General features: G+C 66.2%; 17 protein-coding genes. 12 read left to right on the top strand and 5 right to left on the bottom strand.

All coding sequences use genetic code 11. The features are described 5' to 3' along the window. Positions 1 to 71 precede the first annotated feature (71 nt). From HS053_RS11550 to HS053_RS11595, 10 genes are all read left to right on the top strand, one after another. A complete protein-coding gene (locus HS053_RS11550; protein WP_174211393.1) occupies positions 72 to 965 on the top strand; it encodes a carbohydrate ABC transporter permease in 894 nt (297 codons plus the stop codon). Continuing rightward, a complete protein-coding gene (locus HS053_RS11555; protein WP_174211394.1) occupies positions 965 to 1,843 on the top strand; it encodes a carbohydrate ABC transporter permease in 879 nt (292 codons plus the stop codon). Before HS053_RS11550 ends, HS053_RS11555 begins: the two co-directional genes overlap by 1 nt. Before the next feature lie 86 nt (positions 1,844 to 1,929). Continuing rightward, entirely contained in the window at positions 1,930 to 3,042 is a 1,113-nt protein-coding gene (locus HS053_RS11560) for an ABC transporter ATP-binding protein (protein WP_174211395.1), read from the top strand. Further along, positions 3,039 to 4,532 (top strand): GMC oxidoreductase, encoded by a 1,494-nt coding sequence (locus HS053_RS11565; RefSeq protein WP_174211396.1) that lies wholly within the window; start codon positions 3,039 to 3,041, stop codon positions 4,530 to 4,532. The genes HS053_RS11560 and HS053_RS11565 overlap by 4 nt, the downstream gene beginning before the upstream one ends. Continuing rightward, positions 4,529 to 5,284 (top strand): 3-ketoacyl-ACP reductase, encoded by a 756-nt coding sequence (locus HS053_RS11570; RefSeq protein ID WP_174211397.1) that lies wholly within the window; start codon positions 4,529 to 4,531, stop codon positions 5,282 to 5,284. The genes HS053_RS11565 and HS053_RS11570 overlap by 4 nt, the downstream gene beginning before the upstream one ends. A 2-nt stretch (positions 5,285 to 5,286) precedes the next feature. After that, positions 5,287 to 6,867 (top strand): GMC family oxidoreductase, encoded by a 1,581-nt coding sequence (locus tag HS053_RS11575; RefSeq protein ID WP_174211398.1) that lies wholly within the window; start codon positions 5,287 to 5,289, stop codon positions 6,865 to 6,867. A gap of 21 nt (positions 6,868 to 6,888) precedes the next feature. Continuing rightward, positions 6,889 to 8,052, top strand: a complete 1,164-nt coding sequence (locus HS053_RS11580; RefSeq protein ID WP_174211399.1) for a dihydrodipicolinate synthase family protein — start codon at positions 6,889 to 6,891, stop codon at positions 8,050 to 8,052. A gap of 1 nt (position 8,053) precedes the next feature. Next, positions 8,054 to 9,058, top strand: a complete 1,005-nt coding sequence (locus tag HS053_RS11585) for a substrate-binding domain-containing protein (RefSeq protein WP_174211400.1) — start codon at positions 8,054 to 8,056, stop codon at positions 9,056 to 9,058. A gap of 92 nt (positions 9,059 to 9,150) precedes the next feature. Further along, positions 9,151 to 10,383 carry a glycerate kinase type-2 family protein gene (locus tag HS053_RS11590; RefSeq protein WP_241699828.1) on the top strand — a complete coding sequence of 411 codons (1,233 nt, stop codon included), beginning with the start codon at positions 9,151 to 9,153 and terminating at the stop codon, positions 10,381 to 10,383. Between the two features lie 4 nt (positions 10,384 to 10,387). Beyond that, entirely contained in the window at positions 10,388 to 10,696 is a 309-nt protein-coding gene (locus HS053_RS11595) for a Dabb family protein (protein WP_174211402.1), read from the top strand. A 113-nt stretch (positions 10,697 to 10,809) separates the two neighbouring features. Here the strand turns inward: HS053_RS11595 and HS053_RS11600 are convergent, their stop codons facing one another. The 3 genes from HS053_RS11600 to hisA all read right to left on the bottom strand — a co-directional run bounded on the left by HS053_RS11600 (position 10,810) and on the right by hisA (position 12,701). Beyond that, complete coding sequence (locus tag HS053_RS11600; RefSeq protein WP_174211403.1) at positions 10,810 to 11,118, bottom strand: phosphoribosyl-ATP diphosphatase; 309 nt, start codon at positions 11,116 to 11,118, stop codon at positions 10,810 to 10,812. Further along, on the bottom strand, positions 11,115 to 11,876 hold the full coding sequence (gene hisF, locus HS053_RS11605; RefSeq protein ID WP_174211404.1) for an imidazole glycerol phosphate synthase subunit HisF: 762 nt from the start codon (positions 11,874 to 11,876) through the stop codon (positions 11,115 to 11,117). Before hisF ends, HS053_RS11600 begins: the two co-directional genes overlap by 4 nt. Positions 11,877 to 11,981: 105 nt before the next feature. After that, on the bottom strand, positions 11,982 to 12,701 hold the full coding sequence (gene hisA, locus HS053_RS11610) for a 1-(5-phosphoribosyl)-5-[(5-phosphoribosylamino)methylideneamino]imidazole-4-carboxamide isomerase (protein WP_174211405.1): 720 nt from the start codon (positions 12,699 to 12,701) through the stop codon (positions 11,982 to 11,984). A 141-nt stretch (positions 12,702 to 12,842) separates the two neighbouring features. Here hisA and HS053_RS11615 point away from each other — a divergent pair, with 141 nt between their 5' ends. Continuing rightward, on the top strand, positions 12,843 to 13,238 hold the full coding sequence (locus HS053_RS11615) for a DUF2147 domain-containing protein (protein WP_174211406.1): 396 nt from the start codon (positions 12,843 to 12,845) through the stop codon (positions 13,236 to 13,238). Positions 13,239 to 13,266: 28 nt separating this feature from the next. Here HS053_RS11615 and HS053_RS11620 read toward each other — a convergent pair whose 3' ends face one another. Beyond that, a complete protein-coding gene (locus tag HS053_RS11620; protein WP_174211407.1) occupies positions 13,267 to 13,860 on the bottom strand; it encodes a LysE family translocator in 594 nt (197 codons plus the stop codon). A gap of 72 nt (positions 13,861 to 13,932) precedes the next feature. Between HS053_RS11620 and HS053_RS11625 the strand changes: the two genes are divergently transcribed. Continuing rightward, on the top strand, positions 13,933 to 14,385 hold the full coding sequence (locus HS053_RS11625; RefSeq protein ID WP_174211408.1) for an Lrp/AsnC family transcriptional regulator: 453 nt from the start codon (positions 13,933 to 13,935) through the stop codon (positions 14,383 to 14,385). 31 nt (positions 14,386 to 14,416) lie between these two features. Here the strand turns inward: HS053_RS11625 and HS053_RS11630 are convergent, their stop codons facing one another. Continuing rightward, positions 14,417 to 15,130: a DUF1223 domain-containing protein gene (locus HS053_RS11630; RefSeq protein WP_174211494.1), complete on the bottom strand. Its 714-nt coding sequence runs from the start codon at positions 15,128 to 15,130 to the stop codon at positions 14,417 to 14,419. Positions 15,131 to 15,150: the final 20 nt, after the last annotated feature.

Consider the following 15,150-nt stretch of genomic DNA (forward strand, 5'->3'; position numbering starts at 1 on the left):
GCCGCAAATTCCTTCGAAGGAATTTGCAAAAGTTTTCGAAAACTTTTGCTGCACCCGGCCGGGAGGGCCCGATGTCCACATCCACCACAGCGGATTTCCGCACCCGTTTGCAGGACTGGCTGCCCAAGGTGGTGCTTGCACCCTCTTTCGCGGTGATCCTGCTGTTCGTCTACGGCTTCATCGCCTTTACGGTCGTGCTGTCCTTCACCGGCTCCAAGATGCTGCCGAAGTTCGATTTCATCGGCTTCACCAATTACGCCAAGCTCTTTGCCTTGCAGCACTGGACAACGGCGGTGGTCAATCTGGCGATCTTCGCCACGCTTTACATCGCCATTTCCATGGCGGTCGGCCTGATGCTTGCGATCTTCCTTGACCAGAAAATCCGCGGCGAGGGGCTGCTGCGGCCGCTCTACCTTTACCCGATGGCACTCTCGTTCATTGTGACCGGCACGGCATGGAAATGGTTCCTCGATCCGGGGATCGGGCTGGAAAAGACCATGCATCTCTGGGGCTGGGAATCGTTCCACTTCACATGGATCAAGGACAGCGACATGGCGATCTATACCATCGTCATCGCGGCAGTCTGGCAGACCTCGGGTTTCGTGATGGCGATGTTTCTGGCCGGGCTGCGCGGCATCGACAATGAAATCCTGAAAGCGGCGCAGATCGACGGCGCGTCGAACTGGCAGCTTTACCGGCGGATCGTGATCCCGATGCTGCGCCCGGCCTTCCTGTCGGCCTTCGTGATCCTGTTCCACTTGGCGATCAAGAGCTATGACCTTGTGGTCGCGCTGACCGGCGGCGGCCCGGGGCGGGCCACCGAACTGCCCGCGACCTTCATGTATTCCTACACCTTCACCCGCAACCAGATGGGCATCGGGGCCTCTTCCGCCGTGATCATGCTGATGACCATTGCGGCGATCATGGTGCCCTATCTCTACTCCGAGCTGAAGGAGAAGCCGTGATGGCCGCCGTAACGCAGGACACCGCCGTTTCCACCGGCCGCGTCACCCGCACTTTCCTTTATGTCGTCCTGGGGGTCTTCGCGCTCTTCTACCTGTTGCCGCTTTATGTGATGGGGGTGAATTCGGTCAAACCGCTGGCCGAAATCACCGGCGGCAACATGATGGCCCTGCCCCGGGTCTGGACGCTGGAGCCATGGCGCGCCGCATGGTCCACCGCCCAGATCGGGATCGAGCCGACCGGGCTGCGGCCCTATTTCCTGAACTCGATCCTGATGGTGGTGCCCGCTGTGGCGATCTCCACCGTGCTGGGGGCGCTGAACGGCTATGTGCTGACCAAATGGCGGTTCCGTGGGGATACGATCGTCTTCGGCCTGATGCTGTTTTCCTGCTTCATCCCGTTTCAGATCGTGCTGATCCCGATGGCGCTGGTTCTGGGCAAGCTGGGGCTGGCAGGTTCGGTGCCGGGGCTGGTCATGGTGCATGTGGTCTACGGCATCGGTTTCACCACGCTTTACTATCGCAACTACTATGCCAGCTTCCCGACCGAGCTGGTGCGGGCGGCGATGATGGATGGCGCGGGGTTCTTCCAGATCTTCTGGCGGATCATGCTGCCGGTCTCGGGGCCGATCACGGTGGTCTCGGTGATCTGGCAATTCACCAATATCTGGAATGACTTCCTGTTCGGCGCCAGCTTTGGCGGCACCTCGCAGCCGATGACAGTGGCGCTGAACAACCTCGTGCAATCCTCGACCGGGGTGAAGGAATACAACGTCCATTTCGCCGGGGCGATCCTTGCCGCGCTGCCCACGCTCTTTGTCTATATCGTCGCCGGGCGCTACTTCGTGCGCGGCCTGATGGCCGGGAGCGTCAAAGGATGATCCGTCGCGCCGCAAAATTCTTCGAAAAATTTTGCCAAGAACTTTCGAAAATTCTTGGCTTCACCCCCACCGTCCGGAGCTGATCCATGGGCTTTCTCGACATATCCCACGTCACCAAATCCTATGGCCAGGTGCAGGTGCTGCATGAGGTGGACATCGCGGTGCAGGAAGGGGAGTTCCTTGTCCTCGTCGGCCCCTCGGGCTGCGGAAAGTCCACCCTGCTGAACATGATTGCCGGGCTTGAGGCGATTTCCTCGGGCGATATCGCCATCAAGGGCCGGGTGATCAACGGCGTGCATCCCTCCAAGCGCAACATCGCCATGGTGTTCCAGTCTTACGCGCTTTACCCCAACATGACCGTGGGCCAGAACATGACCTTCGGCCTTGAGATGCACGGCGTGCCCAAACCGGCGCGCGATGCCGCGCTGGCCGATGTGGCAAAGCTTTTGCAGATCGACCATCTCTTGGACCGCAAACCGGGGCAGCTTTCCGGCGGGCAGAGGCAGCGCGTTGCGATGGGCCGCGCCCTGGTGCGCAACCCCGATGTGTTCCTGTTTGACGAGCCATTGTCCAACCTGGATGCCAAGCTGCGGGTGGACATGCGCACCGAGATCAAGAAGCTGCACCAGAAGCTGAAAACCACCATCGTCTATGTCACCCATGACCAGATCGAGGCGATGACGCTGTCGACCCGCATTGCGGTGATGAACAAGGGCTATGTCCAGCAACTGGGCACGCCGAAGGAAATCTATGACACACCCGCCAATCTCTTCGTGGCGACCTTCATGGGCAGCCCGGCGATGAACATCCTGCCCGCGACGGTGGTGATGGAGGGGGGGCAGCCCCATGCCGAAATCACCGATGCCGATGGCGCGCGGCGGCTGTTGCGCTTTTCCCAAGGCAATCTGGCGGAATGGGCGGACAAGCCGATCCTGCTGGGCATCCGCCCCGAGGCGATCACCGACCCCGAGGGGGCCGACCGCAAATCGGCCAATATCCAGCCCCTTGCCAACCGGGTGACGGTGACGGAACCGGCCGGGTCGGATACCTTTGTCACCATGACCCTGTCGGGCAAGGATGTGATTGCGCGGATGCGGGCCGATGCCATGGTGGCGCCGGGCGAGGTCTTTGACTTTGCCATCAACATGGACAAGGCCGTGGCCTTTGACCCCGCGACCGAGGCGCGCATTCCGCAATGAGCGCAGCCGATATCCTGATCATCGGCGCGGGCATGGGCGCGGCCACGCTGGCCGCCGCCCTTGCCCCCACGGGCCGCCGGATCGTGATCCTTGAGCGGGGCGAGCCGCTGCGGCCCAGCCCCGCCGACCGCGACCCCGAGGCGATCTTTCGCCGCGGCCATTTCCGCCCCGATGAGATGTGGCTGGACGCCGAGGGCGGGGCCTTCAACCCCGGCAATTACTATCACCCCGGGGGCAATTCCAAATTCTACGGCGCCGTGCTGATGCGCTATCGGGCCGAGGATTTCGCGCCGCTGCGTCATGTCGAGGGCACGACGCCCGGCTGGCCCTTTGACTATGGCACACTGGAACCGTGGTATCAGGCGGCGGAAACCCTTTACCGCGTGCGCGGTGCCTTGGGCGATGACCCGACCGAGCCGCCGCATTCCGGCCCCTATCCCTTCCCGCCGGTGCCGGATGAACCCTTCATCGCCGATCTGCGCCGGCGGCTGGCACAGCAGGGGCTGCACCCTTCCCCCCTGCCCCTTGGCGTCGATCTGGAGCGTTGGCTGGCCCATGGCGCCACGACATGGGATGCCTTCCCCAACACCTGCGGCGGCAAGATGGATGCCGAGACGGTGGCGCTGGCACAGGCGTTGCAGCATCCGAATGTGACGATGCTGACCGGCGCCCGGGTGACCCGGCTGTTGGCCGAAGGGCGCCGCGTGACCGGGGTGGAGTTCACCCGCGCGGGCCGCACCGAAACCCTGTCGGCCCCTGTGGTTTGCCTTTGCGCCGGGGCGGTGGTGACGGCGGCGCTGCTGCTGGCTTCTGCCGATGCCGGAAACCCGCGCGGCCTTGCCGATGGCTCGGATCAGGTCGGGCGGAATTTCATGAACCACAATCTTTCGGCGGTTCTGGGGCTGCACCCGTTCCGTCGCAACACCTGCGTCTATGAAAAGACCCTGAGCCTGAACGACTGGTATCTGACGGGCGGGCCGCAGGGGGCGCCCTTGGGCAATGTGCAGATGCTGGGCCGGATCACCGGGCCGATTCTGGCTGCCGAAAGCGGGCTGCCGCGCCCGCTGGCGCGCTGGATTGCCGACCGTTCGGTGCATCTCTTGGCGATGTCGGAAGACCTGCCCAATCCCGAAAGCCGCGTCATGCTGCGGGACGGCCAGATCGTATTGAAATGGGAGCGCAGCAACTGGGCCGCGCATCTGGCGCTGGTGGCCCGGCTGAAAGCGGCGCTGAAGACGGCGGGCTGGCCGGTCGTCCTGTCGCGCGCCTTTGAAAAGCGCACCCCCAGCCATCAATGCGGCACGGCGCGGATGGGGGCGGACCCCGCCCGCAGCGTGGTGGATGCCGATTGCCGCGCGCATGATCTGGATAACCTTTTCATCGTCGATGCCTCGGTCCTGCCGACCTCGGCCGCCGTCAACCCCTCGCTGACCATTGCCGCACTGGCGCTGCGGGCGGGGCAGCATATTGCCGAAAGGACTGCGGCATGACCCTGCGCGCCCTGATCACCGGCGGCCAGCAAGGCATCGGCCTTGGCATCGCGCGGGCGCTGGCCGATGCCGGGTTTCACCTGACCCTTGCCGCCGAACAGCCCGAAACCGCCAGCGTGGCGCGCGAGGGGCTGGCGCAATTGCCCGAAGGCACCCGCTATATCCGCCATGACCTTGCCGATATCGCTGCCATCCCGGCCCTGCTGGAAGAGGTGGAGGCGGAAGGCCCGCTGACCACGCTGATCTCCAACGCCGGAGTGCCTGCAACGCAGCGCGGCGATCTGCTTGAGATGACGCCCGAAAGCTTTGACCGCTGCCATGACATCAACCTGCGCGGCACGTTCTTTCTGGCGCAGGCGGTGGCGCGGCGGATGGTGGCGCGGCAGAGCCCGCATTACCGCAGCCTGATCTTCGTCACCTCGGTCTCTGCCGAAATGGCCAGCCCCGACCGCGCGGAATACTGCATATCGAAGGCGGGTGCCGCGATGATGGCGCGCAATTTCGCGCTGCGTCTGGCGCCGCTGAACATCGGCGTGTTCGAGCTGCGCCCCGGCATCATCGCCACGCCGATGACCGCAGGCGTCCGCGACCGCTATGACACCCGCATCGCCGAAGGGCTGGTGCCCGCCAACCGCTGGGGCCAGCCTGCCGATGTTGGTGCCGCCGTGCTGCCGCTTGTCACCGGCCAGATGGCATTTGCCACTGGCGCCGCGATTCCGCTGGATGGCGGCCTCTCGATACCAAGGCTTTGAACATGGGTTATGATTTCATCATCGTCGGCGGCGGATCGGCCGGATCGGTTCTGGCCGCAAGGCTGTCGGAGAACCCCTCCACGCGGGTCTTGCTGCTTGAGGCCGGGGGCCGCGACCGCCATCCGTTCTATCACCTGCCCGCCGGGTTTGCGAAGATGACCAAGGGCATCGGGTCATGGGGCTGGCAGACCGTGCCGCAGCGCCATATGGGCGGGATGCAGATCCGCTACACGCAGGCGCGGGTGATCGGCGGCGGCTCCACCATCAACGCGCAGATCTACACGCGAGGCAATGCGCTCGATTATGACGAGTGGCGGCAGATGGGCTGCGACGGCTGGGGCTATGAAGATGTGCTGCCCTATTTCCGCAAGGCCGAGGACAACGACACATACGACGACCGCTATCATGGCAAGGGCGGCCCCTTGGGCGTGTCGCAGCCCCGCGCGCCGCTGCCGATCTGCGAGGCTTATTTCGCCGCCGCCGCCCAGTTGGGCATTCCGCGCAATTTGGACATGACCGGAGCCACGCAGGATGGCGTGGGTTATTACCAACTGACCCAGCGCCATGCGCGGCGGTCTTCGGCGGCGATGGCTTACCTCACACCGAACCGGGGGCGGGCCAATCTGACGGTGCGGACCGGGGCGCAGGTGCGGCGCATCGTGGTGACGGCGGGCCGGGCAACCGCGGTAGAGCTAATGGACGGCACGCTGTTTGAGGCCGGGTCCGAGGTGATCCTGTCTTCCGGCGCCATCGGCTCGCCGCGTCTTCTTATGCTGTCGGGCATCGGGCCGGGGGGGCATCTGGACAGCCTCGGGATCACCACCCATCTTGATCAGCCGGGGGTTGGGTCGAACCTGCAAGACCATCTTGACCTGTTCGTGATCGCCGAATGCACAGGACCGCACACCTATGACCGCTATGCCAAACCGCTGTGGTCTGCACTGGCCGGGCTGCAATATCTGCTGACGAAAACCGGCCCGGTGGCCAGTTCCCTGTTTGAAACCGGGGGGTTCTGGTATGCCGACCCGGCGGCGCGCAGCCCGGATATCCAGTTCCACCTTGGCCTTGGCTCGGGGATCGAGGCGGGGGTGGCGGCGATGCCGCAGGGCGGGGTCACGCTGAACTCGGCCTACCTGCGGCCACGGTCACGCGGCACGGTGCGGCTGGCCAGCGCCGATCCCGCCGCAGCACCGCTGATCGACCCGAACTATTGGGCCGATCCCCATGACCGCGACATGTCGATCCGGGGCTTGAAACTGGCGCAGGAGATCATGGCGCAACCGGCGCTGAAACCCTTTGTTCTGGCCGAGCGCCTGCCCGGCCCGGGGGTAAAGACCGATGCCGATTACATCGCCTATGCCCAGAAACATTCTAAAACCGACCATCACCCCGCAGGCACCTGCCGCATGGGCAACGATCCGGGCGCGGTGGTGGACACCCGCCTGCGGCTGAACGGCATCGCCGGGCTGCGGGTGGCCGATGCCTCGGTCATGCCGACGCTGGTGTCGTCCAACACCAATGCGCCGACCATCATGATCGCCGAAAAGGCCGCCGACATGATCAAGGCCGACCACCGCCTGTAACCGACGCGAAAGGCCAAGCCGATGCTGACCCTGCCCACCTATGACGGCACCCTTGCCCCCTATGCCCTGCAGGGCGAACCGCTGCGGCCCCGCGCGCCCAAGGTTGCGCTGACCCGCACCGCCTTTGCCGCCGCCCATGTGATTTCCGATCCGCTGGCGGCGCGCAGCCCTTGGGACGGGCGCCCGGCGGTGGATTGGGAGGCGACGCTGGCCTTTCGCACCGGGCTTTGGGATCAGGGGCTGGGGCTGGCCGAGGCGATGGACACCGCGCAGCGTGGCATGGGCGTGGATTGGGACACGGCGCTGGAGCTGATCCGACGGACCATGGCCGCCGCCCGCGCCCATCCGCAGCGCCCGCGCGTGGCCTGCGGTGCGGGCACCGATCACCGGACGCTGCCAGAAATGGCAACCCCCGATGCCATCGCCGCCGCCTATGAAGAACAGGCCGAGGCGATTGAGGCGGCTGGCGGGCAGTTGATCATGATGGCCAGCCGGGCGTTCACGGCGCTGGAGGCCGGGCGTGACAGCTACCGCGCCGTCTATCGCCGCCTGATCGACGGCGCCGCGCAGCCGGTGATCCTGCATTGGCTGGGCGAGATGTTCGACCCGGCGCTGGCGGGCTATTGGGGCTGTTCATCGGTCGATGAGGCCAGCGATTTCGTGCTGGACCTGATTGCCGAGAATCCCGCCAAGGTGGACGGCATCAAGATTTCCCTTCTCGATCAGGCCCATGAAGAGGCGTTCCGCGCAAGGCTGCCTGCGGGTGTGCGGCTTTATACCGGCGATGATTTCAACTATGCGCCGCTGATCGCGGGCGACGGCACGCATCATTCCCATGCCCTGCTGGGCATTTTTGCCGCCATAGCCCCCGCGGCATCGCAGGCTCTGGAAGCTTTGGCGATGGGCGACCGACCCGGTTTTGACGCGCTTCTGGCGCCCACCGTGCCCCTGTCGCGCGAGATTTTCCGCGCGCCCACCCGGTTCTACAAGGCGGGCATCGCCTTTCTCTCGTGGCTGAACGGCAGCCAGAGGCATTTCATCATGCCCGCCGGGTTCCAGTCGGCGCGCGATATTACCCATTATGCCGCCGTTTACCGGCTTGCCGATCAGGCCCGGCTTCTGGCACATCCGAATCTGGCCGAAGCGCGGATGAAGACGCTTCTGGACCTGCACGGATTGGGCTGAGGTGAACAGACGACCGACCATTATCGACGTGGCAGCAAAGGCGGGCGTGTCGAAATCGACGGTCAGCCTTGTGCTGCAAGACAGCCCCGCCGTGCGCGATGAAACCCGCGTTGCCGTGCGCCGGGCGATGGAAGACCTTGGCTATGTCTACAACCGCAGCGCCGCCAACCTGCGCTCCTCCAATGCCGGGCTGATCGGGCTGGTGATCAACGACCTGCGCAACCCGTTCTTCACCGAATTCGCCACCTCGGCGCAGATGGCCTTTTCGGCGGCAGGCTTTGCCACGGTGATCGCCAATACCGACGAAGACCCGGCACTTCAGGCGCAGGTCATCGGCTCGATGATCGAACACGGGGTTTCGGCGCTGGTGATCTCGCCCACCTATGGCGGCGAGGCGGCGAGTTTTGGGCCATTGGCGCGGGCGGGCATCCCCGCGATGCAGGTGCTGCGCCGGGTGGCCGAAGATACCGCCGCCTTTCCCTTCGCCTCGCTGGACTATGCGCGCGGCGGCAGGCTGGCGACCGAACATCTGATCGCGCAGGGCGCGCGGCGGGTGGCCTTTCTGGGCGGCCTTCCCGACCGCCCCATCACGCGCGAGCGGATGGCGGGCTATCTGGCGGTGATGGCCGAGGCGGGGCTGGCGCCGCTGACCCTGCCCGGTCGCCCCTCGCGCGCCTTTGGCCGCGGGGCGGCGGCAGAACTGATTGCGGCGGGGGCGGATGCGGCGCTCTGCTTCAACGATCTTGTGGCACTGGGGACGATGGCGGGCTTTGCCGAACTTGGCCGTCCGGTCGGTGCGGGCTTTCGTCTGGTCGGCTTTGACGATATCGAGGAATGCGCGCAGGTCTGGCCACAGCTTTCGTCGGTGCGATGCACCATCGACCGCTTTGGCCGGGATGTTGCCGCGACCCTGCTCGACTGGCTGGAGACCGGCCAGCGCCCGCCCGCCGAAACCCGGGCGCCGGTGGAACTGGTGGCGCGCGCCTCATCCCTCGGGCTGCCCTGAACCCAAACGCAGAGGGGCCCCCGCCCCTCTGCGCGCCCCCCCACCGCCAGAAGTGAACCATCGCCATGAATGCTCCTGACCTTCTTCGCCAGATGTTCGACCGCGCCGTCGAAGTGGCCGATCCGATGCGCTCGCTTGGCCAGCACCTGCCGCCGCGCCCGGCGGGCCGGGTGGTGGTGATCGGCGCCGGCAAGGCCAGTGCCCGCATGGCCGAGGCGGTCGAGGCGGCCTGGGGCCCCTGCGAGGGGCTGGTGATCACCCGCTATGGCTATGGCCGCCCCCTGCAGGGCATCGAACTGGTCGAGGCGGCGCATCCGGTGCCCGATGCGGCAGGCGCGGCAGCGACCGTGCGGATGCTGGACCTGCTCGGGGGGCTGGGGCCGCAGGATTTCGTGCTGGCGCTGATTTCGGGTGGCGCTTCGGCGCTCCTTTGCGCGCCGGTTCCGGGGGTGACGCTGGCGGAAAAGCAGGCGGTGAATGCGGCGCTGCTGGCCTCGGGCGCGCCGATTTCGGCGATGAATGTGGTGCGCAAGCACCTGTCCTTGGTCAAGGGCGGGCAATTGGCGGCGGCGGCCCATCCGGCGCGGATGCTGGCGCTGATGATCTCGGACATTCCGGGTGACGAGATGGCGCTGATCGGTTCCGGCCCGACGGTGGGCGATGCCAGCACACCCGAAGAGGCGCTGGCGCTGCTCGCGCGCTGGCAGGTGACGGTGCCCGCTTCGGTGACGGCGGCGCTGGCGGCGGGATCGGGCGTGCTGCGCCCCGACGATCCGCGGCTGGCAACGGTCGAGAACCGCATCATCGCCGCCCCCTCGCAATCGCTGGCGGCGGCGCAGGTGCTGGCCGAGGCGGCGGGCTGTCAGGTGCATCTTCTGGGCGACGCGCTGGAGGGCGAGGCGCGCGAGGTGGCCGCCCAGCAGGCCGCGGGCGCCCGTGCCATTGCCGCGACGCTGGCGCGCGGCGCGGCGCCGGTGGTGCTGCTTTCGGGCGGTGAATTGACCGTGACGCGGCGCGGCAATGGCGTGGGCGGGCCGAATGCCGAATTCTGTCTGGCGCTGGCGCTGCATCTGCACGGCTATGAGCGGATCCACGCCTTGGCCTGCGACACCGACGGGGTGGATGGTGCCGCCGAGGTGGCGGGCGCGATTGTGACGCCCGATACGCTGGCCCGCAGCCGCCGCGACGCCGCCGAGGCGCTGGCCCAGAACGACGCCCACAGCTTTTTCGCGGCGCTTGGCGATCAGGTGATCACCGGGCCGACCCTGACCAATGTCAACGATTTCCGCGCCATCCTGATCGAGGCGCCCCCTTTGGCGGAGTAACCCCATGCTGATCCATTGCGTCTTCTGCAACATCCGCCCCGATGCCCCCCGGGCCGATCTGGCGGCGGTCTATGCCGATTTCGCGTCGCTGGTCGGGGTGGTGCCGGGGATGCTGTCGTTCCAGTCCGGCCCGAACCGCGACTACGAAAACAAATCGCCCGCCCATGGCGAGGGCTTCGTGGTGACCTTCACCGACCGCGCCGCCCATCTGGCCTATGACGCCCACCCCCTGCATCAGGCCGCAGGTGCGCGGCTGTGTGACCTGTGCGCGGGCGGCTATGACGGGATCGTGGTCTACGATCTGGAGGTATAGCGGACACCTGCCCGCCTGCCCCCATCCTCTCTCTGAAAATATCCTGCGGGGTGGTCCGGAGGGGTGCAAAACCCCTCCGGGGCCGGGCAGAGGCGCCCCGCTTGGCCAGAAGGCTACCGCGCGGCCTTCTCGGCAATCCCCGAGGTTCCCTCGCGGCGCTCCAGTTCGGCAAGCACCTGATCCAGCGTCACATCGCGGGCGGCAAGCATGACGAGCAGGTGATACAGCACATCCGCCGCCTCAGAGGTCAGCCGCTCCCGATCGCCCTTCACCGCCTCGATGATCGCCTCGATGGCCTCTTCCCCGAATTTCTCGGCGCATTTCTCGGGGCCCTTGGCGAAAAGCTTGGCCGTCCACGAGGTTTCGGGATCGGCGCCCTTGCGGGCGGCGATGGTGGTATAGAGGCGGTCAAGGGTGGTCATGTCAGCCTCATCGGAATGCCCGCCGCGGCCATATGGGCCTTGGCCTGGCCGATGGTATAGGTGCCGAAGTGGAAGATCGAGGCGGCGAGGACGGCGCTCGCATGGCCCTCGGTGACGCCCTCGACAAGGTGGTCCAGCGTGCCGACGCCGCCGCTTGCGATCACCGGCACATCGACGGCATCGGCGATGGCGCGGGTGAGCGGCAGGTTGTAGCCGCCCTTGGTGCCGTCGCGGTCCATCGAGGTCAGCAGGATTTCGCCGGCGCCCTTGGCCGCAACAAGACGGGCGAATTCCACCGCGTCGATGCCGGTCGGCTTGCGGCCGCCATGGGTGAAAATCTCCCATTTGCCGGGGGCGACGGTCTTGGCGTCGATCGCCACCACGATGCACTGGGAACCGAAGCGGTCAGCGGCTTCGGCGACCACATCGGGGTTGGCCACGGCGGCGGAGTTGAACGACACCTTGTCGGCGCCCGCCAGCAACAGCGCCCGAACATCCTGATGCTTGCGCACCCCGCCGCCCACGGTCAGCGGCATGAAGCACTGTTCGGCAGTCCGGGTGACCAGATCGAACATCGTGCCGCGGTTTTCATGGGTGGCGTGGATGTCGAGGAAACACAGCTCATCCGCCCCCGCCGCGTCATAGGCGCGGGCCGCCTCGACCGGATCACCGGCGTCGATCAGGTTGACGAAATTGACGCCCTTGACCACGCGGCCATCGGCGACATCAAGGCAGGGGATGATGCGGGTTTTCAGCATGGCAAGGTTCTAGCCTGTGGCAGCGAAGGAAGAAAGGGGGGCCGTCTGCCCCCCTCTGCCCCTGCGGGGCATTCACCCACCGAGGATATTTGGGAACAGATGAAATCAGCCGCGCAGGGCGGTGAGCGCCGCCGCGAGGTCGATGGCCCCGTCATAGAGCGCGCGGCCCGAGATGGCGCCTGCGATAACGCCGGTGTCGCGCAGGGCGATGAGGTCTTCCATGCGGCTGACCCCGCCGCTTGCGATGACCGGGATGGTGACGGCGCGGGCCAGCGCCTCGGTCGCTTCGATGTTGGGGCCCTGCATCGCGCCGTCGCGGTCGATGTCGGTGTAAATGATCGCGGCCACCCCGGCATCTTCGAAGCTGCGGGCGAGGTCGGTCGCCTGAACGGTGGTTTCCGTCGCCCAGCCCTTGGTGGCGACAAAGCCTTTGCGGGCGTCGATCCCCACGGCGACCTTGCCGGGGAAGGCTTTCGCGGCCTCGCGCACCAGCGCCGGGTTTTCCACCGCCACGGTACCGAGGATCACCCGCGACAGGCCCTTGTCCAGCCACATCGCAATCGTCGCCATGTCGCGGATGCCGCCGCCAAGCTGGGCGGGAACCTTCACCGCTTTCAGGATCGCCTCGACCGCGGCGGCGTTCACCGGGGCACCGGCGAAAGCGCCATTCAGGTCCACCAGATGCAGCCATTCGCAGCCGGCCGCCTGAAACTTCAGCGCCTGCGCCGCGGGATCGTCGCCGAACACCGTGGCCGCCGCCATTTCGCCCCGCAGGAGGCGCACGCATTGGCCGTCTTTCAGGTCGATGGCGGGATAGAGGATCATCGGGCACTCCGGTTTTGCGGTGGCACTTCCTTTGGCACGGGCCGCGCGGATTGCCAAGCGGGGCGCGACCTCACGTCATGCTTGCCTGCCGGGCATCCTGTCGCGGATGATCGACGCAAGGAACTTTGGGAGGAGGAACCCATGCTGAAGAAACTGATTCTCGCGGCGGTGCTGTCGGTCGGCGCCGGGGCGGCCTTTGCGGCAGACCCGGTGGAAGGCACCTGGAAGACCAAGCCCGACGACAATGGCAATTTCGGCTATGTCCAGATCAAGCCCTGCGGCCCGGCCTTTTGCGGCACGCTGATCAAGGCGTTCGACGGCTCGGGCAAGGAAATCGACAGCCCCAATGTCGGCAAGAAGATCGTCTGGGACATGGTGGCCTATCCCGACGGTCTTTATGACGACGGCAAGATCTGGTCGCCGGACCGCGACAAGACCTATAGCTCGGACATGCAGCTTTCGGGCAACTCGCTGGCGGTCAGAGGCTGTGTGCTGGGCATCTGCCGCGATGGCGGCACCTGGACGCGGGTGAAGTAACGGGGGGGGGGGCGCCTTCGGGCGCCCTTCACATTTTCAGGACCGGCCAGAGCGAGGCGACCAGCGCCGCCGCCATCGTCAGGTTAAAGACCCGCAGCCGCCGCGCATCCGACAGCCAGTGGCGCAAAGCCTCGCCCGCCCAGGCCCAGAGGCCGACGGTGGGCAGGTTCACCAGCGAGAAAATCGCGGCGACAAGGGCGATTTCCGCGATGCGCCCGCCCGGCGCATAGACCGCGATGGCGCCAAGGGCCATGGCCCAAGCCTTGGGATTGACCCATTGGAAGAGGGCCGCTTGCAGCAGGCTCATCGGTCTGCCGCCCGCCCTGCCCTCGCCCGGGGCGGCGGCATGGGCGATCTTCCACGCGAGCCACAGCATATAACCCACGGCAAGCGCCTTGAGCGCGAGCATCGCGAGTGGAAAGCCGTGCAAGAGCCCGGCCAGCCCAAGCCCCACCGCGCCCGCCAGCACGACAAAGCCCAGCGAGATGCCAAGCATATGCGGCAGCGTCCGGCGAAAGCCGAAATTGGCGCCCGAGGCCATCAGCATCAGGTTGTTCGGCCCCGGCGTGACCGAGGTGACGAAGGCAAAGCCGAGGAGCGCAAGGAGGAGATCATATGTCATGGCGCAAGGATCGGTGAAATCCTGCGGCATGGGATTGCAAAGATGGCGCCACATCAGCTATTTCTGCAATTCATGGCGAAGATGGATGCAATCAACGAACGGATATTGCAAGAGCTGTCACGCGACGGCCGCCAGCCCAATCTGGAACTGGCCGATCGGGTGGGTCTCTCGCCCTCTGCCTGCCTGCGCCGGGTGCAGGAGCTGGAGCGTTCGGGCGTGATCAAGGGCTACCGCGCCGTGCTGGACCCGGTGGCGCTGGGGGTGGGCTTTGTCGCCTATGTCACGGTGGGGCTGAACAGCCACACCAAGGCGGCGCAAGAGGCGTTCGAGCGCGCCGTGGCCCGCGCGCCGCAGGTGCGTGAGTGTCACAATGTGACCGGCACCATCGAATATCTGTTGCGGGTGGAGGTGGCCGACCTTGCCGCCTACAAACACTGGCACACCGAGGTTCTGGGCGTGCTGCCGCAGGTGCAGGCGATCACAACCTTTGTGGTGATGGGCAGCCCCAAGGACGACCGCGCGTAGGACGCGCGTAGGATGGGCAATATTGCCCATCTTACCGAAGGCGGGCCGCCGCGATGATGTCGGAGGGGCCTTCGTTTTGGAGGATCACCACCACGGGCGCGCTGCCCGCGGCGGGCACGGTCAGGGCCAGCGGCTCTTGCCCGGCCCATTCGCCGACGATCTGCCAATCGGTCACGATGTTGGAATAGGTCACGATCTGGCCGGCATTCTCGCCGCCGGCAATCTCGACCGTCTGCTGCGGCAGGTAGCGCACCAGTTGCACCCGCACCGGCGCGGGCAGCGGCTGTGCCGCCTGCGCGTCGATCCGCACCAGATCGCCTTCGCGGGTCAGGGTCAGCGCCACCCCCCCCTGACGCCCGGCGCCGCGCTGCACCGCGCTGGCGACCGCGGCCCCTTCGTTGCCGACCAGACGTTCGCCCCCGGCGACGATGATCTGCGGCGTATAGATCATCTTTTCGCCCGCCGCATGGGCATAGGCTTTCTGCCGTGCCGTAAAACGGGCATTGCCGAAAGTATCCTGCCAGCCGATGTAATCCCAGTAATCGACATGCAGCGACAGGGCGATCACCCCCGGCTGACGCACCAGCTCTTCCATCAGCGCATCGGCAGGCGGGCAAGAGGAACAGCCCTGCGAAGTGTAAAGTTCCACCACCACGCCGGGCTCCGAAACGCCCTCGGCCCCGGCAAGCTGGGGCGCGGTCAGACAAAACCCAAGGCCGCAGGCGGCACTGACAATCTGTCGCATCATGGCTTGGTTCCGTTCCC

Origin of the sequence: Tabrizicola fusiformis (genome assembly GCF_013328815.1) — a bacterium.
In the GTDB taxonomy this organism is placed as follows: domain Bacteria; phylum Pseudomonadota; class Alphaproteobacteria; order Rhodobacterales; family Rhodobacteraceae; genus Fuscibacter.

Coding starts and splice junctions, on each gene's coding strand:
- HS053_RS11615 (WP_174211406.1), top strand. CDS start 12,843: ATGCTGAAGAAACTGATTCTCGCGGCGGTGCTGTCGGTCGGCGCCGGG.
- HS053_RS11630 (WP_174211494.1), bottom strand. CDS start 15,130: ATGCGACAGATTGTCAGTGCCGCCTGCGGCCTTGGGTTTTGTCTGACC.
- HS053_RS11580 (WP_174211399.1), top strand. CDS start 6,889: ATGCTGACCCTGCCCACCTATGACGGCACCCTTGCCCCCTATGCCCTG.
- HS053_RS11565 (WP_174211396.1), top strand. CDS start 3,039: ATGAGCGCAGCCGATATCCTGATCATCGGCGCGGGCATGGGCGCGGCC.
- HS053_RS11575 (WP_174211398.1), top strand. CDS start 5,287: ATGGGTTATGATTTCATCATCGTCGGCGGCGGATCGGCCGGATCGGTT.
- HS053_RS11570 (WP_174211397.1), top strand. CDS start 4,529: ATGACCCTGCGCGCCCTGATCACCGGCGGCCAGCAAGGCATCGGCCTT.
- HS053_RS11600 (WP_174211403.1), bottom strand. CDS start 11,118: ATGACCACCCTTGACCGCCTCTATACCACCATCGCCGCCCGCAAGGGC.
- HS053_RS11550 (WP_174211393.1), top strand. CDS start 72: ATGTCCACATCCACCACAGCGGATTTCCGCACCCGTTTGCAGGACTGG.
- HS053_RS11595 (WP_174211402.1), top strand. CDS start 10,388: ATGCTGATCCATTGCGTCTTCTGCAACATCCGCCCCGATGCCCCCCGG.
- HS053_RS11560 (WP_174211395.1), top strand. CDS start 1,930: ATGGGCTTTCTCGACATATCCCACGTCACCAAATCCTATGGCCAGGTG.
- HS053_RS11625 (WP_174211408.1), top strand. CDS start 13,933: ATGGCGAAGATGGATGCAATCAACGAACGGATATTGCAAGAGCTGTCA.
- hisA (WP_174211405.1), bottom strand. CDS start 12,701: ATGATCCTCTATCCCGCCATCGACCTGAAAGACGGCCAATGCGTGCGC.
- HS053_RS11620 (WP_174211407.1), bottom strand. CDS start 13,860: ATGACATATGATCTCCTCCTTGCGCTCCTCGGCTTTGCCTTCGTCACC.
- hisF (WP_174211404.1), bottom strand. CDS start 11,876: ATGCTGAAAACCCGCATCATCCCCTGCCTTGATGTCGCCGATGGCCGC.
- HS053_RS11555 (WP_174211394.1), top strand. CDS start 965: ATGGCCGCCGTAACGCAGGACACCGCCGTTTCCACCGGCCGCGTCACC.
- HS053_RS11590 (WP_241699828.1), top strand. CDS start 9,151: ATGTTCGACCGCGCCGTCGAAGTGGCCGATCCGATGCGCTCGCTTGGC.